This window comes from Devosia insulae DS-56 (assembly GCF_000970465.2).
Taxonomy (GTDB): Bacteria; Pseudomonadota; Alphaproteobacteria; order Rhizobiales; family Devosiaceae; genus Devosia_A; species Devosia_A insulae.
Genome location: NZ_LAJE02000365.1, coordinates 1 through 23,738 on the forward strand (window position 1 = coordinate 1; position 23,738 = coordinate 23,738).

Here is a 23,738-nt window from a genome sequence, read left to right on the forward strand (position 1 = left end):
TCCTAGGGGAGCGCGAAGCGCCCCCGGGGGGAGAGGGCTAGGGTGAGGGGCGCCAAGCGAGCAGATGATGACGGTTTCAACGACCTGAATTTGGAGAAGAAGTAAATGGGTATCAGAGCGGCGGTGGGGCAGTTTCACGACCTGACCGAGGAGCGGCTGCGCTTCGCCAAACAGATCGGCGTCACCGGCCTGCAGATGAACAATCCCGCGCTGCCGGGGGGCGACGGCAAGTGGGCCGAACAGGATGTCCGTGAGCTGGCCGACAAGGTCCGCGAGGCCGGGCTGACCTTCGAGGCGATCGAGAATGTGCCGTCACAGTTCTACATGAAGGCGATGCTGGGGCTCGAGGGCCGCGACGAGCAAATCGAGAACTACCACGCGACCATCCGCGCCGTCGCCCGCGCCGGCATCCCGGTGCTGGGGCTCCACTTCATGCCCAACTCGGTGTGGACCACCGACTATGTCGGGGTGACCCGCGGCGGCGCCACGGCGCGGAAGTTCGATATGGCGGTGGTCGAAGCCAACAGCGAGAACCTGGAACTGCTGCGCAGCTTCATGCCGACCGGCCTCGGCAGCCTCTCGGGCATGCCCTTGTTCGGCAAGGATGGGCCGTTCGTCTCCGAAGCGCAGATGTGGAGCAACTACAGCTACTTCATGAGCGCCGTGCTGCCGGTGGCGGAGGAAGAGGGCTTGCGGCTGGCGCTTCACCCCGATGATCCGCCGGTGCCGATGCTGGGTGGCGTGGCGCGGCTGTTCTACAAGCCGGACAACTTCAAGAAGGCCTTTGAGCTGTTCGGCAAGTCGCCGAGCTGGGCGCTCGATCTCTGCCTCGGCTGCTGCTCGGAAATGATCGGCGGCAAGCAGAACGTCACCGAGATGATCGAGTTCTTCGCCCCCAAGGGCCGCATCGCCTATATCCACTTCCGCGATGTGCAGGGGACCGTGCCGAACTTTACCGAGTGCTTCATCGGCGACGGCAACTACGACCCGGCCGAGGTGATCGCGCTGCTGGCCGAGAACGGCTTTGACGGCTTCCTGCTCGACGACCATGTGCCCAAGATGGATGGTGACAGCGACTGGAACCACCGCGGCCGCGCCCATGCCATCGGCTACATGCAGGGCCTGATCCGCATGCTCGAGTTCAGCCGCCGCTAGCTGGCGCGGATGACAACACGGCGCGTGGCGGAGACGCGGGCGACAGCACCTCAACCGATCGATACACCTCTTGCGATCGGTTGCGGCCGACCGTCACCGCGACGACCGCGTCGCCACGCCGCAGCAGCACGCTGTAGAAGATCACCAGGGCCTCGGAGAACGAGGTCGAGAACCCCGCAATGGTCCAGCCCGCTTCGAGATAGTCGGCAATTTCGGCTGAAGCGGGCGCCATCTTTGGGAGCCTTCAGAAGTCGGTCGAAAGGCTGGTTCCGAGCCACGCTTCGGCCAGCTGCGCCCGATCGGCTTCGGCCTTCGCGACGCGCGCCACGGCATCGCTGCCGAGGATGAGGTGCTCGGGCACGTCGTCCCGCCGCGACAGCTCGAACAGCACGCGGGCGACCTTCTCCGGGTCGCCCGGCTCGTTGCCGGCGAGGTTTTCGGTCAGCGCCATGATCGTGCCGATGGTCGGCTCGTACTCGGCAAGAAGCTTCGGCACGTGCCCGCGGGCGACGCGGGTCCAGTTGGTGCGAATGCTGCCGGGCTCGATCGAGACCGCCTTTACGCCGAACGGCCGGATCTCTTTGGCGAGCGATTCGGTAAAGCCGCTCACCGCCCATTTGGCTGCGCTGTAGGCGCTCGAACCGGGTCCGCCAAAGCGGCCCGAGCTCGAGGAGATGTTGATGATATGGCCAGAGCGCTGCTGTCGCATCACCGGCAACGCGGCGCGAATGAGGTTCACCACGCCGTGGAAATTGGTGTCGATCTCGGCGCGGAAATCCGCCTCCGACGTCTGCTCGAACGGCGCCAGATGCGCAAAGCCGGCATTGTTGAGCAGCACGTCGAGCCGACCGAACGCCCGGGACGCCGCCTCGACCGCAGCGGCGGCGGCACCGGGATCGGTGACATCGAGCTCGCAAAGCAGCACCCGGTCGCCATAGCGGGTTTCGAACTCCGACAGCCGCTCGACCCGCCGCGCCGTGGCGACCAGCCGGTCGCCACGTTCGAGCACCAGCTCGGCGGTGCTGCGCCCGATGCCGTTGGCCGCCCCGGTGATCAGCCAGACTTTGCTCATTTCAGTGCCTTCTTGGTTTTGCCCCATTGCGTCGCCGTAACGATCGCCGCGGCGAACGCCTCGGGCGCTTCCTGTGGGAGGTTGTGACCGATGCCGCCGCTCAGCGTCCGGTGCTCGTACGGGCCGACGAACCGGCCGGCATAGGCGGTCGGGTCGGGGTGCGGCGCGCCGTTGGCGTCGCCCTCGAGGCTGATCGCCGGGACGGTGATCGGCGGCGTTGCCGCGAGGCGCGCCTCGAGGTCGTCGAGCCGCGGGTCGCCTTCGGCGAGACCCAGCCGCCAGCGATAATTGTGCACCACGATGGCGGCGTGGTCCTGGTTGTCGAGGGCCGATGCCGAGCGCGCGAAGACCGCTTCATCGAACGGCCAGCGCGGCGACGCCGTCTGCCAGATCAGTTGCGCGAAGGCGCGACGATGCTGGGCATAACCGCGGCGGCCGCGCTCGGTGGCGAAGTAATACTGGTACCACCAGGTCTGCTCCGCCCCGGGCGACAGGGGAACGGCGCCGGCGGCCTGGCTGGAGATCAGGTAGCCGCTGACCGGCACCACTGCCGTGCAGCGCTCCGGCCACAGCGCCGCGACGCAGCAAGCGGCGCGCGCTCCCCAATCGGCGCCGCCAAGCGTCGCCGTCTCGATGCCGAGCGCATCCATCAGCGCCGCCACGTCGAGCGCCAGCACTGCCTGCTGCCCGTTTCGGAGCGTCGTGCTGTCGCGAAAGCGCGTGCTGCCGAAGCCCCGCTGGTAGGGAACGATCACCCGATGGCCGCCCGCTGCGAGGAGCGGCGCGACCTCGGCGTAAGTGTGGATGTCGTAGGGCCAGCCGTGCAGGAGGAGCACGGCTGGCCCGTCGGCGGGGCCCAGTTCGGCATAGCCGATGCTGAGCGTTGGGGTTTCGGCCCGCCGGAGGTGGTCACTCAGCAGCATCGGTCGGCACCGGTCCATTGGAGACAAGCGGTGTCCGCGTCGCTTCCAGCCGCTCGAGTGCTTCCCCGACCCGGCGGGCAACGGCGAAGCTGAAATGGCGGTCGGGCTGTGTGTGCTCGTAATCGTGCAGTTGCTCGACCGTGATGCCGGCCGCATCCGCCAGGTCTTCGCGGCTGGCGCCGAGCGACAGCCGGCGGTTCTTGTCGCCGCGTGGCAGCCGGTCATGCGGATCGTGGGGGAAGGTCATGGGGGGTTCCTTCAACGGTAGCCGTTGCCGGCGATGTAGTTGACCAGCTGGTCTTCTTGCTGCTCTTCCGCCTTGAGGATCGCTTCGAGTGCGTCGCGGATATCGAGTGTGCCGACCGGCCTGCGTGACGCGTCGACCAGCGGCAGGTTCTGCAGGTGCCGGCGTACCATCACCTGCCAGGTGGCGTGCAGGTCGTCGCCCGGCGAGGCAAAGACCACGCGACGGGTCATCACGGCGGTGATCGGTTCGCTGATCTGGCCCGCTCGCGCCAAATGGCGGACCAGATCCGATTTGCTGACCACGCCATGCGCCACCTCGCCTGCGCCGCAGACGACGCTCAGCCCGAGTTGGGCGTTGGTGAACGCCTCGGCGGCGGCTTGTACCGAGGCCAGTTCATCGAGAACCTTGAACCTCTTGCGAGTCACCTCGGCGAGAGCGGAGATCAGCATGGCGAGCGCTCCTACGCTGCCTGCACACGGGTGCGGGCCAGCCAGTCGTCGAGGCTGACCGAGCCGATGAACGGCGGCTGGCTGCCCGGCACCAGGGCGCGCTCGCTGATCGTCACGCCAAAATACCGGGCGGCCGGATCGGAGATGACGAGGCGCTCGTCGTGGTTCACCGCCAGCACGCGGCCAACCACATCGCTCAGCCGGTAGGGCTGGGGGCCGGCGAGCTCGACCGTGCCGTTGACCGGCGAGCGCAGCGAAAGCTGGGCGAGCGTCTCGGCGACGTCGTCGGCGGCCACCGGCTGCAGCAGGGCAGGCGGCAGGCGGACCACCTGGTCAACCGTGCTGAAGCCGGCGATGCCGCTGAGGAACTCGAAGAACTGCGTCGCCCGGAGGATGGTGTAGGGAACGCTCGATTCCTGCACCAACTGCTCCTGCAACTGCTTGGCGCGGAAATAGCCGCTGTCGAGCAGCTGCTCGGTGCCGACCACCGACAGCGCCACGTGGTGTTTGACGCGCGCCGCTTTCTCCGCTGCAAACAGGTTGTTGCCCGAGTTGAAGAAGAAGTCCCAGGCCGCTGCTCCTTCGAACGAGGGCGAGTTGGCGACATCCACCACCACGTCGGTGGCTTCCATTGCTTCGGGCAAGCCGTCGCCGGTGACGGTGTTGACGCCGGTGGACGGCGACGCGGCGATCACCTCGTGCCCGCCTTGCCGCAGCCGGTTGACCACCTTGGAACCGATAAGGCCGCTTCCGCCGATAACCACGATCTTCATGACATGCTCCTGTTGCTGGGGTGTTAGCGCTCCGACTGTCGCCTCACCGGGGTCAGCCGGGCCATCGTGCGGCGGGTGGGCGGCGCCCATCCTTTGGTTTAGGCCACCTCGACGGCTGCTTATGCGGCGGGCAGGCGGAGCGTCACGGTGGTGCCGACCTGTTCGGCGCTGGCGATGTAGACGCGGCCGCCCAGTTGCTCGATGAAGCGGCGTACGCCGCTCAGGCCCATGCCGTGTCCGGCGCCGCTGGGCTTGGTGCTGAAATGCGGCTCGAACGCCCGCTCGAGGATGACTTGCGGCATGCCGTGGCCGGTATCGGCGACGACGAGCTCCACTTCGGGCGTCTCGGGACCGTTGGCGAGTGTCGCGCTGATCGACAGGGTGCCGCCCATCGGCATGGCGTCGCGGGCGTTGAGCGCCAGGTTGAGCAGCGCATTCTGCAGCCCGAGGCGGCCGCAGCGGATGCGCGGCACCAGCCCGACCAGCAGCTTGATGCGGATATCGGGCCCGCAGGCATAGCGCAGCAGCGGCGCCATTTCGGCGAGACTGTCCGAAAGCCCCAGGTCGTCGGCGATGGCCCGGTCGGGATCGTCGGAATGCCGCACCAGCTCGCCCGCCCGCTGCAGCGAGTCGGCCGCATGCGCGACGATGCTGCCGAGGCTGTCGGAGGCCGCGACATCGGCATGGCGCGACATGATGTTGATGGCCGAAGTGGCGATCTGGATATAGTTGCGCAGGTCGTGGACCAGGCCCGCCAGGGCCTCGTCGGAGGGGGCGCGCGCCGCCTCGATCTCAGTGTGGGTCGATATCATCTGGGCTTCCCCCGGTCGGTGATTTCGACACAGAGGCTAGGGGGCAAGCGGCCAGGGGATCGATTGCACGAGGGGCCGGGTCAGCTCATACGCGAGGTGAGGTTCCCCTCACGCTCGGGAGGAGGCAATGAGCCGCTCGATGGTGTCGAGCAGGGCACGGCCGTCGAACGGCTTGCGGAAGAACGGCTCAGGTGGCGTGCGCGCCCGGATCTGCTCGGCGATCTCGTGACGGCCGGACATCAGGATCACCGGCAACCCCGGCCGCGCCGCAATCACACGGTCGCGCAGCTCGAAGCCGTCGATCCCGGGCATGCTGATATCGGTGATGACGCAGTCGACCGATTGCAGTCGGCCGGGCTCGAACAGCAGCTCGGGGCGCGACAGGGTGATGGCCCGGTAGCCGGCGGACTCGAGCAGGTTCTCGAGTGATTCTAGCAGACGCTGGTCGTCGTCGACGACGGCGATCAGCGGTGACAGGTCAGTCATTGGAGGTCACGAAACGATAGGCAGGGTAAACACGAGGCTGGTTCCTTCAGGGCCGGTGGCTTTCGTCCATAGCTTGCCGCCATGGGCTTCGATGATCGAACGGCAGATCGCGAGGCCCATGCCCATGCCGTCGCTCTTGGTCGAGTAGAACGGGTCGAAGATGCGCTCGGGTGCGTCGACGCCGCTGCCGGTGTCGCGGATTTCGACCTCGACGGCGCCGGCCACCTGCCGGGTGGAGATGCCGATCGCGCGCCGGCCGCGTGGGGTCTTTTCCATCGCCTCAATGCCGTTGCGCAACAGGTTGACCAGCACCTGCTGGATCTGCACCCGGTCGACCGTCACCGCGGGGAGCGCCCGCCCGAGGTCAAGCTCCACCGCGATGTCCCAGCGCTGCAGGTCTTCCTGCAGCAGCCCGGCGACTTCGCCGACGATGCTGTTGAGATCGTGCTGTTGCCGCGCCGCGGCGGTGCCCTTGAACAAGGCGCGGATGCGGGCGACCACTTCGGCGGCGGCGCTGGCATCGCGCATGATGCTACGCGCCGATTGCAGCGCCCGCTCCGGGTTGCCCGCCATCAGCCAGCGCTCGAGCGCGTTGGCGCTGGCGAGGATGGCGGCCAGCGGCTGGTTGACCTCGTGTGCGATGGAGGCGGCGAGTTCGGCGAGCCCCGCCGCCTGGGACGACAGCGCCAGCTTGTCATGGGCCCGGCGCAGCGCTTCGGCCGAGCGAACCTCGTCGTCGATATCGAAGCTGACCCCGTACCACTGCACGATCTCGCCACTAGCGTCGCGTAGCGGCTCGGCCCGGCCGTCAGTCCAGCGGTAGACCCCGTCGGCCCGGCGCTGCCGGTACTTCATAGCAAAAGGCGCGCCGGTGGCGAACGAATGCCCGAGCGCCTGGCCGACTGCGGCGGCATCGTCGGGGTGGACCGAGCTGGTGATCGCCATCTGCAGGCGGCTGCGGTCGGGGGCATCGAGGTCATTGAGGACGATGCCGACATAGTCGATGAGCCGCTTGTTGAGGTAGGAGGGCTCCCCCGTGGGCTCCGCCGCCCAGACCATGGTGGGCAACGTATCGACCAGCAGTTGCAGGTGCTGTTCGCGCTGGCGCAGCACCGCCTCGCTGACCTCGACGTCATGAGCCGGGGCGCGGTACCAGCGGCTCGCCTCTGCCATCTGAGAGGTGGCTTCGGCTTCGGCATTGTCCACGACGTGTCTCCCCGCGGCAACTAAAGTCCCACACCTAGCGTGCCGATGCGCGGGCAGACTACCTGAGCCTGAGTATAGGTGCGGCGGACGGGCCCGCCGCACCCGTTGCGTCAGCTCGCCGAGAAGACGTAGCGTAGATACCCCTGCGCCTGGCCGATGGCGCCGCGCACCGCCGGGGTGGCGGTCAGCGCGTTGAGCATGACGAAGTCGTGGATAGTGCCGTTATAGCGCACCGAGGTGACGCGCACGCCGGCCTCGGCGAGCTTGCGGCCATACTCTTCGCCTTCGTCGCGCAGCACGTCGTTTTCGTCGACGATCAGCAGGGTCTGCGGCAGGCCGGCGAGCTCTTCGCTGGTGGCGTTCACCGGCGAGGCATGGGTCTGCAGGCGCTGGGCGGCATCGGGAATGTACTGCTCCCAGTACCAGGCCATCGCCGCCTTGGTGAGCCACGGGCCCTCGGCAAATTCCTCGTAGGATTTGGTCGAAAGCGATGCGTCGGTCACCGGGTAGAACAGCAGCTGGGCCTTGAATGCCGGCCCCTGGCGCTCCTTGGCGAGCAGCGCGATCACCGCTGCCATATTGCCGCCCACGCTGTCGCCGGCAATGACCATGCGGTTGGCATCGACCGAGAGCATATCGGCATTGGCGGCGATGTGCTTGGCCACGGCATAGCCCTGCTCGATGGCGACCGGGTGGCGAGCCTCGGGCGAGCGCTCGTAATCGACGAACACCAATGCGGCATTGGCGCCGATCGAGAGTTCGCGGATCAGCCGGTCATGCGTCTCGCGGTCGCCAAGCACCCAGCCGCCGCCATGCATGTAGACGATCACCGGCAGCACGCCGGTAGCGCCCTCGGGGCGGATGACGCGGATATTGGTCTGGCCGGTGGGGCCGATCGGCAGCGTCACATCCTTGATCTGGACATTGGGGAGGGTGACGTTGGCCGCCTGCTGCACGCTCGACAGCACCGCACGGGCCTCGAGAGGGGTCAGCGTCTGGATCGGCTTGCCGCCGGCGAGGCCATCGACGAAGGCCTGGGTGCTCCGCTCAAGCTCGGCGGGGTGGGGGATACCTTTGTGCATTTTCTGCTCCGGCAGGGGTTGGTGATGAGCGTCGTGCGCTCTGCCTCTATCTGCCGGCTTGCGGGGCCGGCGGACCATCGACCGCATGGCGTGGTCGCCTACACCAAACGGCTGGCCCGGCTAGTCGGCCGGGCAGGGCGGCCAAGCTCCCGGTCGGCCCCGGCCCACCTCCTCCTCATAGCGAAGCATGCCCCTTGCATAGTGGCGGCGCCGGCCGGCCCGGCCATGCTCCAGCCACGGCCGATCCCGGCCGCTTGGAGACAGACAAATGCACAAAGTGTTCGGAGCCGTGGCGTTCGCCGCTGCCGCCCTCGGAGTTGGTGGCGCCGGCGCCGCGGAGCCCGCCAAGCCGACCGTCGTCCTGGTCCACGGCGCTTTCGCCGATGCCTCGGGCTGGAACGGCGTCATCACCCAGCTCAACAAGCATGGCTACCAGACCATCGCGGCGGCCAATCCGCTGCGCAGCCTCATGGGAGATGCGGCGGCGGTCTCGGCCCTGCTTAAGTCGATCAAGGGCGACGTGGTGCTGGTCGGCCATTCCTATGGCGGGCTGGTGATCACCGACGCCGCTTATGGCAACAACAACGTCAAGGCGCTGGTCTATGTGGCCGGCTTCATTCCCGATGCCGGGGAGTCGGCCTTCGCGCTCTCGACCAAGTTCCCCGGCTCGACCCTGGGCGACGCACTGCAGCCGGTGCCGCTGCCGGAAGGCGGCGTCGATCTCTACATCCAGCCGGCGAAGTTCCACGACCAGTTCGCCGCCGACCTGCCGGTCGATGTCACCGCCCTGATGGCGGCGACGCAGCGGCCGGTGACGCAGAGCGCACTCGAGGGCAAGACCATCGTCGCCACCTGGAAGGCCCTGCCGTCCTACACCATCTACGGCTCGGCCGACCTCAACATCCCGGCCGCCGTGCAGGTGTTCATGGCCGACCGCGCCGGGGTCAAAAGATCCGTCGCCATCGAGGGTGGCTCGCATGCGTTGATGGTCTCGCATCCCGACGAGGTCGCGGCGATCATCGGGGAAGCGGCGAACAACCTCGCCGACTGAACTCAGGAGGGTCGGCACAGGAGTCGGCCCTCCCTTTTTGTCGGAACAGGCCGGCACGCGAGATGTCCGCCACAACCACAGGTCGCGCAGCGGCCCGGTCGCTGAAGGCCAGGCATGACTTCACCTCGCTCGCCAGGCGCGCGACCCAGCAGCATCACGAACACACGGAAGTTGGCGACGGTCCCTGAGGCGGCCGCCGTTCAGCCATCACCGGGGTCTGCGCGTCGGGTCGAGTTGCGAGGCGGGACGTTCGCCTCGCGGCGAGACTTTCTAGTCCCCAGGGTGTAGCCACCTCGGCGGCAGGGCAGGGGACAACGTCCCCCTGGCGTGGTCCGGCCATACCTCAGCAGCAACCACCCTCGGCCTCTGCACAAATGGCGCGGCGGCACGCAGCGACCATCCTCTGTGCACGGCCAAACCCGGCCGACATGGAGACACCAAATGCAGAAGACTCTTGGAGCTATCGCATTCGCCGCCGCAGCAATGCTGGGCGGCTCGGCCGGCGCACTGGCCGAAGACGCGCCGAAGCCGACCATCGTGCTGGTGCACGGCGCCTTCGCCGATTCATCGGGTTGGAACGGCGTCATCACCCAGCTCAACAAGGACGGCTACCGCACCGTCGCGACGCCCAACCCGCTGCGCGGCGTGGCGAACGACGCGGCCAGCGTCACCGCGGTGTTGAAGACCATCCAGGGCGATGTCGTCCTGGTCGGCCATTCCTACGGCGGCATGGTCATCACCCAGGCCGCCGCCGACCAGGCAAACGTCAAGGCGCTGGTCTATGTCGACGGCTTCATGCCGGCCGCCGGCGAGAATGGCTTCGATCTCGCGGGCAAGTTCCCGGGCAGCAAGGTGGCGGAGTCGCTTGCGGTTGTCCCGCTCACCGAGCAGGTGCAGGACGCCTACATCCAGACGGAAGTCTTCCGCGCCGTGTTCGCGGCCGACGTTGCCGAGGATCTCGCGGCGCTGATGGCCGCAACGCAGCGGCCGCTGACGATCCAGGGTGGCTATGAACCGGCAACTGCCGAGACCTGGAAGACCATCCCGACTTTCTCGATCTGGGGTTCCGACGATCTGATTATCCCGGCGGCGCTGCACGCGTTCCAGGCCGAGCGCGCCGGCGTTGCCAAGGCTGTCGAGATCAAGGGCGGCTCGCATGCCCTCATGGTCTCGCGTCCGGCGGAGGTCGCTGCCTTGATCGAGGAAGCGGCGCAGAGCGTCGAATGATCGGTCGAACAATCTGAAGGGCCGGCGTCAGGCGTCGGCCCTTTGCATTTCGAGCAGGCCTTCCTGCGCCATTGCAAGCCGCGCCGCTGGGCGGTCGGCGATCCGGTCGCACAGGCGATCGAGCGCAGCCGGCACTGGCACGCCGAAGCGGCGAGCCCATAGCAGCATCACGAACAGGTAGAAGTCGACCACACTCGGCCGGGTGCCGAACAGGTATTTGCCCTGCATGCGCTCGGCGAAATAACTGAAGTGTCGGGCGATCGTATTTGACGACCGGGTCTTTTCGGCCTGCCCAGCCTGGTGCCAGAACGGTTTGAACGCGCCGTGGATCTCGGTCGAGACGAAGGTCAGCGCCTCGATCAGCCGGGTCCGGCCGAGCGGCCCGTCGAGCCCGAGCTGGGGATGGCCGGCGGCGATCCAATCCAGGACCGCGATGTTCTCGGTCAGCACCTGCCCGTCGTCGAGCACGAGCGTCGGAACGTAGCCTTTGCCCGAGATGTCGGCGAGGTGCTGCCCCGACGCGGTCAGCTTGGTCTTGAGGTCGACCCGCTCGCGTGCGAACGGGATGCCCGCTTCGAGAAGGGCGATGTGGTCGGCGAGACTGCAGGCGAGGGGAGCATAGTAGAGCTTCATGGTCGGTTCCTCCGTTGGGACATCGGTTGTCCCCCGTCGGATCGACGGGCGGTATTATGCGGGCAGCTCGCGGGGCCCGCCTTCGGGCTAGTTTGCGTCAGACAAAAAGCCAGTCGGAACAATCCATTGGCACAATCACCGGGCGCCCGGACAGCGGGCATGATGGGCACGGAGCCGTGTCAACCGGACGTGACAGGGATGGCGAACGCGGGGGTTTTTCCGGTTTCTCCCCGCGGCCGACGAATTGGCAGGCGAGCGCTTTACCTGTCCGGCTCGAAACCAACCACGCCCTTAGCATAGGGTGCGCCGCCACGTCGGCTGCGCTACCTCTGGAGCCATTGGCAGTTGCGAGTAACGCAGATGATTTCGAAGGCTTTTTCCCGGTTGGGTGGCGCGCTCGCCGTGCTCACCCTGGTGCTCACGCCGGCCATGGCCGAGGAAGTGCTGCGGGTGCCGCTCAGCGTCGATATCGGCACGTTCGACCCGGACAATGGCTTTGAGATCGGCGCCATGAGCGCCATCGACAATGTCTATGAGGGGCTGGTCGAGTATGCACCGGGCTCCACCGAGATCGTCGGCCAGCTGGCCGAGCGCTGGGAGGTCGGGGCGGACGAGCTCAGCTACACCTTCCACCTGCGCGACGGCGTCAGCTTCCATGACGGCACGCCGCTCGATGCGGCGGCGGTGGTGCAGTCGTTCGAGCGCCGGCGCACCGGTGAGCTCGCGCTGAGCTACTTTCTCGGCAATGTCACCGATATCGCGGCCAGCGACCCGGCGACGGTGGTGATCACGCTGGGGCACAAGCAGCCATCCTTCATCCATGTGCTGGCCAGCGCCTGGGGCCCCAAGGTGATCAGCCCGAAGGTGTTCGCCGAGCATGCCGGAAGCGACCTTGCGGCGAGCTGGCTCAACGAGCATGCGGTGGGTACAGGACCGTTCACGCTGACCGAATTCAAGCGCGGCGAAGGCTATGCGCTGAAACGCAACGATGCCTATTGGGGGGCGAAGCCCTTTTTCGAGGAGATCCGGCTGCCGGTGGTGCCCGATCTCAGCCAGCAGATCCTGCAGTTGCAGGCCGGCGAACTCGACGCCGTGCCCGATGGCTACCCGGTGGCGCAGCTGGCGGGCCTGCCGGCGACGCTGGAGGTGAGCGCCGCGCCGAACATGACGCAGTTCCAGATCTATACCAAGCCGGGCACGGCGATGGACGACGCAGCGGTGCGGAGCGCCGTGCTGACCGCCATCAACCCGGCGCTGTGGATGAAGGACATTTTCGGCGATTACGCCGAGCTGTCGAAATCGCTCTACCAGAATGCCATGCTCGACCCGGCCGTGCCGGTGAGCTTTCCCACCGACCTCGAGGCGGCCAAGGCGGCGATCGCCGCGCACGGGCCGGTGCAACTCAGGATCGGCGTCCAGAGCGAGGTGGTGAGCTATGCCCGCATTGCCGAGCTGATGGTGGCGCAACTGGCGACCATCGGGGTCAAGGCAAGCGTCGAAGTGCTGCCGCTCGGCGCCGCCTATGTCATGAAGGGCGATGCCAAGGCGCCTGACATGCTGCTGACCATAGCCAACCCGGATGCGGCGCATCCCGAGAGCCAGGCCAAGACCTATTTCACCACCGATGCGGTGCTGAACTTTTATGGCCGCTCGCTGCCCGAGGCCGATGCGCTGGTCAATGAGGCGGGGCTCATGACCGACGTCGCGGCGCGCGACGCGCTCTACGAGCAGGCCGGGCACATGTATTTCGATGCCGGCTACGCCATTCCGCTGGTCGATGCCGACGATGTGGTGGTGCATGCCAAGGGGCTGGTCGATCTCGGCCTCCGCCCAGCCTTCCCGCAGGGCAACATCGACTATGGCACGGCGCGGTGGGCGCCGTGACCAGCGGCTGACCATGGCGGCCGCACCGGTTCTCGCCGTCCGCGACCTCAGCGTGGCGCTCAGCCGCAACGGCCGCTCCAGCCGCGTGCTCGAGGCGGTCAGTTTCGCGGTCGCGCCGCACGAGATCGTGGCGCTGGTCGGGGCCAGCGGGTCGGGGAAATCGACGCTGGGCCTGGCCATCCAGGGGCTGCTGCCGCGCGATGCGAGGCCCGAGATCTCAGGCTCGATCTGCGTGGCGGAAGCCGAGCTGGTCGGGGCTGCCGAACCGGCGCTCAGGCAGATCCGGCGCTCGCTGGTCCGCGTGGTGCCGCAGGATCCGCTGAGCGGGCTCGACCCGACCATGACGATCGGCCGGCAGATGGCGGGCAAGGCCCGTGAACGCGAAGCGATCGCGTGGCTGCGGCGCACCGGCATTGCCGACCCCGAGCGGGTGGCGCGGTCCTACCCGCACCGGCTCTCGGGCGGCCAGCGGCAGCGGGTGCTGATCGCCATGGCGATGCTGGCCCGGCCGCGCCTGCTGATCGCCGATGAGCCGACGACGGCGCTCGACGTGCTGACGCAGGCCCAGGTGCTCGAGACGCTGCGCGGGCTGACGCGCGCCGAGGGGTCGGCGCTGCTGTTCATCACCCATGACCTCGCCGTCGCCACCTCGCTCGCTGACCGGGTGGTGGTGCTCGAGGCCGGGCAGGTCGTGGAAATCGGGCCGGTCGGCGCCATGCTGGCGGCGCCGCAGGCCGCAGCGACGCGGCGGTTGCTGGCGGCCCGCTACGACCTCGGTTCGGACCGCAACCGTCCCCTGCCGGCGGAGGGTGCGAGCGTTGCGTGGCCGGCGGCGCGCCGCGACGCCAGCAAGGTGCTGGAGCTGGTCGGGGTGTCGAAGACCCTGGGGCGCCGGCAGGTTGTCCACCAGGTCGACCTCAGTATCGAGGCAGGCGAGAGCGTGGCAGTGGTGGGCGAAAGCGGCGCCGGCAAATCGACGCTGTTGCGCATCGCGGCGGGGCTCACCAAACCCGACGCGGGCACGGTTACGCGGCTCGGCGAGACGCGGCCGCAGATCGTCTTCCAGGATCCGGTGGCGGCGTTGACGCCGTGGCTGAGCGTCGGCGAGCAGGTCGCCGATCGTCTGCGCGGCCTGGGGCTGAACACCGCCGAGCGGCGGCGGCGGCTCGGCGAGGCCTTTGCCATGGTCGGGCTGCCGGAGAGCCTGATGGCGGCCCTGCCGGGTGAACTGTCGGTGGGCCAATGCCAGCGCGCCGTGCTCGCCCGGGCCATCGTCGTGCCGCCGCGCCTGTTGCTCTGCGACGAGCCGGCCAGCGCCATCGATATGCCGCTGGCCGCCGCGATGCTGAACCTCATCGGCGCGTTGCGCCGCCGGCTCGGCATGGCGCTGCTGTTCGTGACGCACGACATCGCCGCGGCCCGGCTGATCGGCGACCGTATCGCCGTGATGCAGGATGGGGCGGTGATCGAGGCGGGCGAGGCCGAGGCCCTGATCGCCCGCCCTGCAACGGCGCACACCCGTGCCCTGGTTGCGGCCATCCCGCGCTTCGAGACGGCGCGATGACCTGGCGCGAACTGCTGCGTCGCACCGGCTGGGTGGATGGCCTCGCGGTCGTTGCCGTGCTGCTGGTGACGCTCCTCGCCCTCGCTGCCCCCTGGCTGGCGCCGTTCGATCCGCAATTGCGGGTTGCGCCGGCCTTCCTGCCGCCATCGGCATCGCATTGGTTCGGCACCGACGAGATTGGGCGCGACATGTTCTCGCGGGTGCTGCTGGGGGTGCAGGGCACCTGGCTGCCGGCCCTCGCGGTGATCGGCGTCAGCATGGTCGTCGGCAGCTGTATCGGGCTCGTTTCCGGCTATTTCGGCGGCTGGGTGGATATGGTGCTGCAGCGCGCCACCGACCTGTTCCTCATCCTGCCCTCCGTGCTGGTTGCGCTGGCGGTCACCGCCACGCTCGGCCCGGGGCTGATCAACACCATGCTGGCGCTGATGCTGTTCTGGTGGTCGTGGTACGCGCGGATCACCCGCGACGAAGTAAGGCGTCTCGTTGCTCGACCGCATTTCGAAGCCGCCCGGGCCACCGGCATTCACCCGGCCCGGCTGATCCTCCGCCACCTGCTGCCCGGCGTGATGCCGGCGCTTGCCGTGGCGGCGACGCTCGACGTGGTCAATGTCGTGCTCATCATGTCGCTGCTGTCGTTCCTTGGCCTCGGGCAGCCGGCGCCCGCGGCGGAACTGGGCGCCATGACGGCGCGCTCGCTCGACAGCCTCGTCGCCTATTGGTGGCTGCCGGTGATCCCCGCCGCGGCGATCATGCTGATCTGCCTCGTGGCGAACCTCGCCGGCGATGCGCTCCGTTCCAGCCTGCGGGGGAGCTGAGCCATGCTGGCCTACCTGCTGCGCCGGCTCATCGGTCTCGTCGCGGTGCTGCTCGCCATGGCGTTCCTGATCTTTGCGCTGCAAGGCATCATCCCCGCCGATCCGGCCCGCGCCATTGCGGGCGTCGCCGCGCCAGTCGAGGTGCTCGAGGCAGTGCGCGACAAGCTGGGGTTGAGCGATCCGGTGCCGGTGCAGTACGGACGGTTTCTCGGCCGGGTGGTGCAGGGCGACCTCGGCACCTCGATCCGGACCCGGCAGCCGGTATTGGCCGATATCCAGAAATACCTGCCGGCAAGCCTCGAACTCGGCCTCGCCGCCCTGTTGATCGGCACCGCGCTGGCCGGCCTGTTCGCGCTGGTCCATCGGCGCTTTCCCGGCTCGGCCGTGGTGCGGCTGACGCTGATCACGGCCGGCTCGACGCCGATTTTCCTCACGGCGCTGCTGCTGGTCTATTTCGTCTGGTTTCGGCTCGGCTGGCTGCCCGGGGCCGGGCGGCTCAGCCACAGGGGCTTTTCCGGCCCGACCGGGCTTAACCTGATCGATGGCCTGTTGGCCGTCCGTCCCGACATTGCCCTCGATGCGCTGCAGCACCTGCTGCTGCCGGCCCTGGCGGTGGCGCTGCCGATCGCGGTGGCGGTGGGGCGGAGCCTCGGCGCGTCGCTGCATGAGGTGATGCGCCGGCCCTATATCCGCACTATGCGCGGCAAGGGGCTGAGCGAGGGCGAGGCGCTGTGGCGGCATGGCCTGCGCAATGCGGCGAGTGCGCCGCTCGCCATGCTCGGCCTGCAGATCGGGCTGATGTTCGGCAACCTGATGGTGGTCGAGCGCATCTTCGCCTGGCCCGGGCTCGGGCTCTACATGGTGCAGAGCTTTGCCAGCGCCGACCTGCCCGCGATCCTGGGCGTGTCGCTGGCGTTCGGCAGTATCTACATCGTCGCCAATATCGGCATCGAAATGGCGCAGTCGCTCGCCGACCCCAGGATCGGGCTCAGCCGTTCGCGAGCTGGAGCGGCAGACTGAACGCCACCGAGGTGCCCTCGCCGGGGGCCGAGCGCGCGCCGATCCGCCCCTCATGCGCCTCGACGATCGAGCGGCAGATCGAAAGGCCCATCCCCATGCCGTCGCGCTTGGTGGTGTAGAACGCATCGAAGATGCGCTCGGCATCGGCAATCCCCGGCCCCTGGTCCTCCACTTCGATCTCGGCCATGCCGCCGGTCCGGCGCGAGAGGATGCGCAGCCGCCGCGCCGACGCGGGCACGTCCGTCATGGCTTCGATGCCGTTGCGCACCAGGTTGAGGATCACCTGCTCGAGCTGCACCCGGTCGGCCGGCACCGCCGGCAGCGCCGCATCGAGCTCCAGCTCGAGCCGCACATTGCCCGAGGTCAGCTTGTCGCTGACCAGCTCGCAGACCTCGGTGATGACGAGGTTGAGATCGACCGGGTTGCGGTCCTGCCCGGTCTGGGCGAACAGCGCGCGGATGCGGGTGATCACCTCGGCCGCGGCATTGGCATCGCGGATGATCCGCTCGGCGGTGCGCCCGGCGCGCTCATAGTTGGGCGGCGTGGCGCCGAGCCAGCGCTGGAAGGCATTGGCATTGGCGACCACCGCCTGCAGCGGCGAGTTGAGCTCGTGCGCGATCGATACCGAAAGCTCGGAAAGGCTCGCGGCGCGCGAGGCGCGGGCCAGTCGTTCGTCGGCGAGGCGCAGTGCCTCCTGGGCGCGGACTTCGTCGTCGATGTCGATATTGACGCCATACCAGCGGATGATGGCGCCGCTGTCGTCGCGCAGCGGCTCGACGCGCGAGTCGAGCCAGCGATATTGGCCATCGCGGCGCTTCAGCCGGCCCTTGTAGAACAGCGGTTCGCCCGAGCCGAACGAGCGCGCGAACGCCGCGGCCACGTCGTTCCGGTCGTCGGGGTGGATCAGTTCCGCATGGGTGTTGAGGTCGGCGGCATTGCCCTGGGTCTCGTCGCCCGGGTCGATCCCGGCCCAGTCGACGAAGCGCTTGTTGAAGTAATAGGGCAGGCCCTGCGGCGTCATCAGAAAGATCATGGTCGGCACCGTATCGACCATCAGCCTGAGCTCGCGTTCGCGGTGGTGCAGGGCCTCCTCGGCTCTTTTCTGGTCGTCGATATCGACGGTGGTGCCGAACCAGCCGGTAATGCGGCCGGTCTCGTCGCGGGCCGGCACCGCGATGTCGCGGAACCAGCGATAGGTGCCGTCATGGTGGCGGACCCGCGCCTCGTCATGCATCGGCTCGCCGGTCCGGATGCTGTGGCGGAAGCGTTCGGCGCTGCGTTCGGCGTCTTCGGGGTGGATGGTGTGGCGCCAGGCATAGTCATCCTCCTCCATCTGCTTCTGCATTTCTTCGGCCGTCATGCCGACGCGTTCGAGCCCGGCCGGGTTGAAGAAGCGGATGTGGCCGTTCGGATCGGCCGACCAGCCGAGCCCCGGCAGGTCCTCGATGATCTGGCGGGCGCTCTGGTGCACGCGCTCGTGGAAGCTCGCGGTGCGGAAAATCCAGACCAGCAGCCAGATGCCGAACGCGGCGACGACGAGCACGGTCAGCTCCATCGGTGCATCGGCCAGCCGGTCGCGCACCGCCAGCACGCCATAGCCCAGCGGCCCGGCGGCAAGGGTTGCGGCGAGGCCCGGCTTCCAGCCGAAACAGATGGCGATTGCGGCGACGCTGACCATAAGGCCCGAGGGTTCGGCGGTCAGCAGCGCCAGCACCATGCCCAGAAGCGCAATGGCAATGGCGAGGTTGCGGCGAACCAGCGACGATGTGATTTCCATCATGACGGGGTCCCCGAAGCCGCGACCCGCGCCCTCACGCCGACAGCCGGCAGATCAAGCGTCATCCATGCGGATCTCGGCCGGCAGCGACTGCCAGGCGCCGAACAGCCCTGCGGCGGAGCCGGCGTGCATCTTGCGCATCATCGATGAGCGGTGGAGTTTCACCGTGACTTCGCTGATCTCGAGCTCATAGGCGATCTGCTTGTTGAGCAGCCCCTTGACCACATAGCGCAGCACCTGCCGCTCGCGCGGGGTGAGGCTATCGTAGAGGTCGACGTTCTTCTGGGTTTCCCGCGCCGCATCGCGCTGCGTCACGTCGGCGGCGATGGCGCGGCTGACGGCATCGAGGAACGACTGGTCGCGCACCGGCTTGGTCAGGAAGTCGACTGCCCCGGATTTCATCGCCTGGACGCTCATCGCGATATCGCCATGCCCGGTGAGAAAGACGATCGGCGTGGTGATCCCTTGTTCGGCGAGGTGCCGCTGCAGGTCGAGCCCGCTGAGCCCCGGCATCCGGACGTCGAGCACCAGGCAACCGGGCCGGTCGGGTAGCTCGGCGGTGAGGAACTCGCTGGACGAGGCGAACGACACGGTATCGACGCCCACTGAGTTCAGGAGGTCACCTAAAGCTTCGCGTACCGCCCGATCGTCATCGACCAGTACGGCAACCGGATCCTCGCGTCGCTCCGCCAGTGCCACAGCCATGATCTACGCCCCTCATGCTCGATGCGCCCGATCTGCCGCTGTCGCGGGCAGAGCCGGCATTGAGACTCCATCTATACGCGCATCGGCTCGATTGTCAGACCTATACCGTAGGATAGGGCCCGGCAGCGGCGGGTGGAAGTGGCCGCCGCCGATCGGCGGCGGCCAGCGCTCGGTCAGTTCAGGCGGCGCTTGGAATCGGGGTCGTAATACTCGGTCCGGTATTTGCCATCGGTGCCGAGGTACTCGACCTTGTAGCAGCCGTTCCACACATTGACCGACGCGCCGATCCTGCCTTCGAGATGCAGGCGTTCGGCAAAGTCCCGCGTCGTATCGGCTTCACTGACGCCGTAGTCCCAATCGCATTGCAGTGGCCGCGCCATCGCCGATCCCGGGATCAGCGATGCCGCCAGCAGCAGCGCCAGAGTGGTAGTGAGTTTCATTGTGAGGTCTCCAAGGTTGAACGTGCTGGTTGGTCAGCAGCGTTGAAGTTGGAGAGCGGTTGGCTGGATCGACACCCGGGCCAAGGTATTGAAAGGGTACGCCGGACGTTGCCCCTGCTCCGGAGGCCGGGGCGAGGCAGGGGTGACCCTCGGGGCAGGGATCACCTCACCCGAAGCTTGCCAACTTCGAATCTTGAGCGCCTTGGAGGCTCCGCCGGACGTCATCTCCCTATCCACCAGGCGGATGCTCCTCGTCTTCAGGCGTAGCTCGCCACTTCCCGCGCACGATGGCGACCGGGTCGCGGCGGTCGCAGCATGGCGGGGCAATGTGTGCGGCCCGTTGTGGGCTCGAGCAAAGGAGCGAGTCATGTCCAGCACCATCCTGCTGATCAGCGGCGCCTGGCTGAATGCACATAGCTCGGAAGGCTTCAAAGCCCGCCACGAGATTGGGAGCATTAACATGACCAACAAACTCAACGCGTTCGCGCCATATGCCTTGGCCGCGCTGCGGATCATCGCCGGCTTGCTGTTCGTGCAGACCGGTATGCAGAAGCTGTTGGCTTCCCGCCGCCCCTGAGCGACGCGCCGCTCGATAGCCTCAGATATGCGGCGGGCGTGCTGGAACTGTCCGGTGGCGCGCTGGTGCTGGTGGGTTTTCTGACCCGTCCTGCCGCCTTCATTCTCTCGGGCCTGATGGCGTCCGCCTATTTCCTGGCCCACGCGCCGCTGGATTTCTTCCCGGCCAACAACATGGGCACGGCCGCCATCCTGTTCTGCTTCGTCTTTCTCTATCTGGTGTTCGCCGGACCAGGTGCATGGAGCATCGACCGCTGGCGCGCGCTTGCCTGGGCCTAGTCTGGTTCCACTCACCAAAGTCGATCGGGCCACCAGCAAGCCCGGTTGCAGCCCGTCATTTTGCCCGCTACCTCAGATGAGTGCCTCAGGAGGGAGCAGCGTAGTGGCCGGCCCGCTGATCTTGTTTCGAACGCCATATTTTCGGGGACCGGTGCCCCTGGCCGGCGTTCCGGACGAGCTGCGGCACCATTTCACCACCGACCAGGCGCGCTTGCGGGAAGCCGATGCGGTGGTCTTCCACATTCCGGACTGGCGCCCGACGCAACTCGACGACACGCCAAAATACCCCGGCCAGCTCTGGGTGCTCTGGTCGATGGAGAGCGCGGTGAACTATCCGCGGATGGCTGATCCAGACTTTCTTCGCCATTTCGACCTCAGCGTCACCTACGAGCGGACCGCCGATATCTGGTCGTCCTACCTGCCGGGCAGGGCGCAATGGCAGGCTGCCCTCGCCATGCCGCCGCCGCCCAAGACCGAGACGGCGCCGCTGGTGATGTTCCAGTCGGCGCTGATCGATGGCTGCGGCCGCAACGCCTTTTCCGGCGCCTTGATGCGGCAAATTCCGGTCGATTCCTACGGCCGCGTGTATCGCAACCGCACGCTCTCAGAGGATTTTGGGCGGCAGAGCAAGCTCGGCACCATCTCGCGCTATCACTTTTGCCTGTCGCTGGAAAACTCGCTGCTCGATGACTATGTCACCGAAAAGCTGTTCGACCCGCTGCTGGCCGGGACCGTGCCGGTCTATCGCGGCGCCCCCAACGCCCGGGAGTTCGCGCCCGAGCACTCCTTTATCGATGCCGAGGCCTATGGTGGGCCAAGGGGCCTCGCCGACTATCTGCGCCACCTGCTGGAGAGCCCCGGCGAGTACGCGGCATACTTCGCCTGGCGGCAGCAGCCGCTGCCCGATTGGCTTGAGGAAAAGCTGACGGCTTCGGCCACCTCGTTCTGGCTTCGCCTGCTCGAACGGGTCGATGCGGCCCGCGCCATCAGGCGAAGCGGCCGGCCGGCGCTGCCGTTCGGCATTAAGGCTGCCGCCACGGCCCGCGCCATGCGGCTGCTGCGCCAGCTCGGCGGCCGGCGCCCGCCCCCGGTGCAGTTGCAATGACCGCGCCCGGTCCGACCGCCGAGCTGCACGCGCTGCTCGTCGCTTGCCTGCGCTTCGATGCTGCGGGCAACGATGGTGTTCTGGCTGACCGCATCGCAGCCGCGGGCTGGGAGCAACTGCTCGCTCATGCCGACGAGCTGCGCCTTGGCTCGGTGCTGGTCCGAGCCGCGGCGCGTCGCCAGCTCGCCCCGGCGGTGCCGCCGCTCACCCTGCCGGATGGCCGCATGACCATCACCAAAGCATTGCAGCAACGCGACGCCGATCATCTAGCGCGTCGCGGCATCATGCGGCGGCGCCTCGATGAGATCGTCTCGGCCCTGCGGCAGGAGGCCATCGTGCCGCTGGCCCTGAAAGGCGGCCGCTCGATCGTTACTGGTGCGCCGGATTGGCGGCACCTGCGCGATCTCGACCTGCTGGTTGCCCCGCGTCAGGCGCAGCGCGCCCAGGAAATCGTCCTGGCGCTCGGCTATCGCCCGGCCGGTGAGCCCCGTCCCCGGCTGATCCACCATCATCTGCACGAACTGTACCGCGCCGACATGCCCGGCTGGATCGAAATTCACCGTCGCGGCGGCCCCTCGCGCGTCGAGCAGTTTCTCCCCTCAGCCGAGCTGCTGGCCTCGGCCGTTGATGCCGCGCCGGCCAGGGTCGGCGCCATGATCCTGCCGGACCATCTGCATGTCCTCCACGGCATCATCCATCACCATGTCGGCCACCGTGCCGTGAAACACGCCACCATCGAGATCAAGGCCCTCTACGAGCTCGCCGCCGCGGTCACCGACATGGACGAAGCCGAGCGGCGCCGACTGCTCGAGCGCGCCGCACGCCACCCGCGACTGCTGGCGATCCTCGAGCTCTGGACCGCGGCGGCGGCCGACCTGCTGGGCATGCCGGTATTGGCGCCGCTGCGGGCGCCGAAGGATGCAGCTGCGTGGTGGGCCGGGATGGCGCAGGCCGAACCGGGCACGCCATCGGCCGGGATCGGTCCGGAATTGCGGGCGGCGACGGCTCCTGAGCGGCTGCGTCGGGCGATCGGCGGCGGCAGCGCCCTGCGCCGGCTCTACTGGCGGCTGACCATGCCGCTGACCTTCGTCAAGCGGCCGATGCTCATGCCGACGCTGCCGCGCCGCCCAGCGCCGCCGCCTTGACGCGATACTCCAGCACGTCCGGGGCAGCCCGGGCGGCGCGCCCGAATGCCTCCGCCGCACGCGGGCGGTCCCCCATGCGCAGCAGCGCCACCCCCATCAAGTCGTGGGCATGGGCGCCGAAAATCCGTCGATCATAGGCCAGGATGTCGTCGACGACGGTGTCGGCATCCTGCGCCAGCAGCGGCAGCAGGTCGTCGATTGCTGCATCAAATGCTCCAGCGTTCACGCTGGCGCGGGCTCGGAGGAACAGCAGCGACCAGTTCTCGGGGTGAAACGCCAGTCCCACCGCGATCAGTTCGCGCATGTCTTCGCCGCGCTGCATGCGAAGGCGCGCGTGTGTGTGGATCAGCATGCTGCGCATGATGCGGCCCGGCCGGTCGGCAGGCTCAGGGCGGGCCAACCCTTGCCCCGAGATCGCAATCGCCTCGTCGAGTTCGCCCAGTCCGGCAAGCGTATTGGCAAGATCATGCCAGTAATAGCTGCGATCCGGTTCACGCTCGACCGAAGCGCGCAACAGCGGCAGGTTGCGGCGATACTTGGTCGTCATGTCGCCGTCATAACCCAGATGAACGACCTTCGCGGTTGTATCGATCACCCGCGCGCCAGCGTCGCGCTGCAGCAGCGACAGGTCGGGAACGATGGTCTCGTGCATGGCGCCTTTGAACCGGAGCCGGGTGTCGTTCCGGAACAGCCGAAACTCGCGGTAGAGCGTGCTGTTACTGGTCACCCGGAACAGCAGCCGCGCGGCGTAGACGTCGGGGGCGCCGAGCCCGGCGCGCAGGTCATCACGCGTGGTCTTGATCAGGCGTTCGTCCGCGTCAATGTAGAGAATCCACTCCGAACTGGCCGCGTCGAGGCCGAAATTGCGGGCGGCCGCGAAATCATCGTGCCACACATAGCCCAGTACGCGCGCCGTATGCGCTCGGGCGATGTCGATGGAGGCATCGGTGGAGCCGGTGTCGACGACAACGATCTCGTCCACCAGGCCCCGCAAAGAATTCAAGCAGCCGTCGAGGAACGGCTGCTCGTTTTTGACTATTAGACACGCGCTGATCGTTGGACCACCGCGTGGTGGTTGACTCACGAATTCGTGCCGTTCGCAGCCAGGGCTGGACTCACCATCAAGCCGTCGACGGCAAATGACACGACCACTGGAACGGCAAACGCCGAAGTCGTCACCAGCTTGCGCAGCGCGTCGCGGCGGCCCTGGTCGACAGTCTCGAGCGCCTGTTCGAGCCGCTCGCTCTCATTCTTCTCAGACATCGCAACCCCTTGCTCATCAATCAGCAGCGAAATGTTGCTCTGCAACTTG

25 protein-coding genes and 1 pseudogene are annotated in these 23,738 nt (G+C 67.6%); 10 read left to right on the top strand and 16 right to left on the bottom strand.

Going from position 1 to position 23,738, the window contains the following annotated elements; translation table 11 throughout:
* The first annotated feature begins 105 nt into the window (after nt 1-105).
* Nucleotides 106-1,155 carry a mannonate dehydratase gene (locus tag VW23_RS24815; RefSeq protein WP_069912166.1) on the top strand — a complete coding sequence of 350 codons (1,050 nt, stop codon included), beginning with the start codon at nt 106-108 and terminating at the stop codon, nt 1,153-1,155.
* Here the strand turns inward: VW23_RS24815 and VW23_RS24820 are convergent.
* The 10 genes from VW23_RS24820 to VW23_RS24865 form a co-directional block, all read right to left on the bottom strand.
* On the bottom strand, nt 1,142-1,387 hold the full coding sequence (locus tag VW23_RS24820; protein ID WP_069912167.1) for a hypothetical protein: 246 nt from the start codon (nt 1,385-1,387) through the stop codon (nt 1,142-1,144). The two genes, VW23_RS24815 and VW23_RS24820, sit on opposite strands and share 14 nt — an antisense overlap.
* Nucleotides 1,388-1,399: 12 nt before the next feature.
* Nucleotides 1,400-2,227 carry an SDR family NAD(P)-dependent oxidoreductase gene (locus tag VW23_RS24825; protein ID WP_069912168.1) on the bottom strand — a complete coding sequence of 276 codons (828 nt, stop codon included), beginning with the start codon at nt 2,225-2,227 and terminating at the stop codon, nt 1,400-1,402.
* Nucleotides 2,224-3,168 (bottom strand): alpha/beta fold hydrolase, encoded by a 945-nt coding sequence (locus VW23_RS24830; protein WP_244513728.1) that lies wholly within the window; start codon nt 3,166-3,168, stop codon nt 2,224-2,226. The genes VW23_RS24825 and VW23_RS24830 overlap by 4 nt, the downstream gene beginning before the upstream one ends.
* Nucleotides 3,137-3,397, bottom strand: coding sequence for a helix-turn-helix domain-containing protein (locus VW23_RS29565; protein WP_069912170.1), 261 nt, complete (start codon nt 3,395-3,397; stop codon nt 3,137-3,139). The genes VW23_RS24830 and VW23_RS29565 overlap by 32 nt, the downstream gene beginning before the upstream one ends.
* A gap of 11 nt (nt 3,398-3,408) precedes the next feature.
* Entirely contained in the window at nt 3,409-3,846 is a 438-nt protein-coding gene (locus tag VW23_RS24840) for a CBS domain-containing protein (protein WP_069912171.1), read from the bottom strand.
* A gap of 11 nt (nt 3,847-3,857) precedes the next feature.
* A complete protein-coding gene (locus VW23_RS24845; RefSeq protein ID WP_069912172.1) occupies nt 3,858-4,619 on the bottom strand; it encodes an SDR family oxidoreductase in 762 nt (253 codons plus the stop codon).
* Nucleotides 4,620-4,738: 119 nt separating this feature from the next.
* Entirely contained in the window at nt 4,739-5,431 is a 693-nt protein-coding gene (locus VW23_RS24850; RefSeq protein WP_069912173.1) for a sensor histidine kinase, read from the bottom strand.
* Between the two features lie 108 nt (nt 5,432-5,539).
* Complete coding sequence (locus tag VW23_RS24855; RefSeq protein ID WP_069912174.1) at nt 5,540-5,917, bottom strand: response regulator; 378 nt, start codon at nt 5,915-5,917, stop codon at nt 5,540-5,542.
* Between the two features lie 6 nt (nt 5,918-5,923).
* Complete coding sequence (locus VW23_RS24860; protein ID WP_069912175.1) at nt 5,924-7,123, bottom strand: PAS domain-containing sensor histidine kinase; 1,200 nt, start codon at nt 7,121-7,123, stop codon at nt 5,924-5,926.
* Nucleotides 7,124-7,233: 110 nt separating this feature from the next.
* Complete coding sequence (locus VW23_RS24865; protein ID WP_069912176.1) at nt 7,234-8,205, bottom strand: alpha/beta hydrolase; 972 nt, start codon at nt 8,203-8,205, stop codon at nt 7,234-7,236.
* A gap of 268 nt (nt 8,206-8,473) precedes the next feature.
* Here VW23_RS24865 and VW23_RS24870 point away from each other — a divergent pair, with 268 nt between their 5' ends.
* Nucleotides 8,474-9,256 carry an alpha/beta fold hydrolase gene (locus VW23_RS24870; RefSeq protein WP_069912177.1) on the top strand — a complete coding sequence of 261 codons (783 nt, stop codon included), beginning with the start codon at nt 8,474-8,476 and terminating at the stop codon, nt 9,254-9,256.
* A gap of 441 nt (nt 9,257-9,697) precedes the next feature.
* Complete coding sequence (locus VW23_RS24875; protein WP_069912178.1) at nt 9,698-10,483, top strand: alpha/beta fold hydrolase; 786 nt, start codon at nt 9,698-9,700, stop codon at nt 10,481-10,483.
* A 27-nt stretch (nt 10,484-10,510) separates the two neighbouring features.
* On the opposite strand, the gene VW23_RS24880 is transcribed toward VW23_RS24875, so the two are convergent.
* Complete coding sequence (locus VW23_RS24880; protein WP_069912179.1) at nt 10,511-11,116, bottom strand: glutathione binding-like protein; 606 nt, start codon at nt 11,114-11,116, stop codon at nt 10,511-10,513.
* 360 nt (nt 11,117-11,476) lie between these two features.
* Here VW23_RS24880 and VW23_RS24885 point away from each other — a divergent pair, with 360 nt between their 5' ends.
* From VW23_RS24885 to VW23_RS24900, 4 genes are read left to right on the top strand one after another with little or no spacing between them, the layout of a single operon-like run.
* Complete coding sequence (locus tag VW23_RS24885; RefSeq protein WP_069912180.1) at nt 11,477-13,000, top strand: ABC transporter substrate-binding protein; 1,524 nt, start codon at nt 11,477-11,479, stop codon at nt 12,998-13,000.
* The gene (locus VW23_RS24890; protein WP_176730483.1) at nt 12,975-14,564 is read left to right on the top strand and encodes an ATP-binding cassette domain-containing protein; all 1,590 of its coding nucleotides are present in this window, start codon (nt 12,975-12,977) and stop codon (nt 14,562-14,564) included. The genes VW23_RS24885 and VW23_RS24890 overlap by 26 nt, the downstream gene beginning before the upstream one ends.
* Nucleotides 14,561-15,379 carry an ABC transporter permease gene (locus tag VW23_RS24895; protein ID WP_069912181.1) on the top strand — a complete coding sequence of 273 codons (819 nt, stop codon included), beginning with the start codon at nt 14,561-14,563 and terminating at the stop codon, nt 15,377-15,379. The genes VW23_RS24890 and VW23_RS24895 overlap by 4 nt, the downstream gene beginning before the upstream one ends.
* 3 nt (nt 15,380-15,382) lie before the next feature.
* Complete coding sequence (locus VW23_RS24900) at nt 15,383-16,399, top strand: ABC transporter permease (protein WP_069912182.1); 1,017 nt, start codon at nt 15,383-15,385, stop codon at nt 16,397-16,399.
* Here the strand turns inward: VW23_RS24900 and VW23_RS24905 are convergent.
* The 3 genes from VW23_RS24905 to VW23_RS24915 all read right to left on the bottom strand — a co-directional run bounded on the left by VW23_RS24905 (nt 16,368) and on the right by VW23_RS24915 (nt 19,321).
* On the bottom strand, nt 16,368-18,179 hold the full coding sequence (locus VW23_RS24905) for a PAS domain-containing sensor histidine kinase (RefSeq protein ID WP_244513729.1): 1,812 nt from the start codon (nt 18,177-18,179) through the stop codon (nt 16,368-16,370). The two genes, VW23_RS24900 and VW23_RS24905, sit on opposite strands and share 32 nt — an antisense overlap.
* 51 nt (nt 18,180-18,230) lie before the next feature.
* Nucleotides 18,231-18,881 carry a response regulator transcription factor gene (locus tag VW23_RS24910; RefSeq protein WP_069912183.1) on the bottom strand — a complete coding sequence of 217 codons (651 nt, stop codon included), beginning with the start codon at nt 18,879-18,881 and terminating at the stop codon, nt 18,231-18,233.
* Between the two features lie 173 nt (nt 18,882-19,054).
* Nucleotides 19,055-19,321 (bottom strand): hypothetical protein, encoded by a 267-nt coding sequence (locus VW23_RS24915; RefSeq protein WP_069912184.1) that lies wholly within the window; start codon nt 19,319-19,321, stop codon nt 19,055-19,057.
* Nucleotides 19,322-19,775: 454 nt separating this feature from the next.
* Between VW23_RS24915 and VW23_RS24920 the strand changes: the two are divergent.
* From VW23_RS24920 to VW23_RS24930, 3 genes and pseudogenes are all read left to right on the top strand, one after another.
* Nucleotides 19,776-20,176 (top strand): annotated as a pseudogene (locus VW23_RS24920) (DoxX family protein).
* Nucleotides 20,177-20,327: 151 nt separating this feature from the next.
* Nucleotides 20,328-21,281, top strand: a complete 954-nt coding sequence (locus tag VW23_RS24925) for a glycosyltransferase family 10 fucosyltransferase (protein WP_244513730.1) — start codon at nt 20,328-20,330, stop codon at nt 21,279-21,281.
* Nucleotides 21,278-22,426, top strand: a complete 1,149-nt coding sequence (locus tag VW23_RS24930) for a nucleotidyltransferase family protein (RefSeq protein WP_069912186.1) — start codon at nt 21,278-21,280, stop codon at nt 22,424-22,426. The genes VW23_RS24925 and VW23_RS24930 overlap by 4 nt, the downstream gene beginning before the upstream one ends.
* On the opposite strand, the gene VW23_RS24935 is transcribed toward VW23_RS24930, so the two are convergent.
* Both VW23_RS24935 and VW23_RS24940 read right to left on the bottom strand, forming a co-directional pair.
* Nucleotides 22,386-23,510 carry a glycosyltransferase gene (locus VW23_RS24935; protein ID WP_244513731.1) on the bottom strand — a complete coding sequence of 375 codons (1,125 nt, stop codon included), beginning with the start codon at nt 23,508-23,510 and terminating at the stop codon, nt 22,386-22,388. The two genes, VW23_RS24930 and VW23_RS24935, sit on opposite strands and share 41 nt — an antisense overlap.
* Nucleotides 23,507-23,734, bottom strand: a complete 228-nt coding sequence (locus VW23_RS24940) for a hypothetical protein (protein ID WP_069912188.1) — start codon at nt 23,732-23,734, stop codon at nt 23,507-23,509. The genes VW23_RS24935 and VW23_RS24940 overlap by 4 nt, the downstream gene beginning before the upstream one ends.
* Nucleotides 23,735-23,738: the final 4 nt, after the last annotated feature.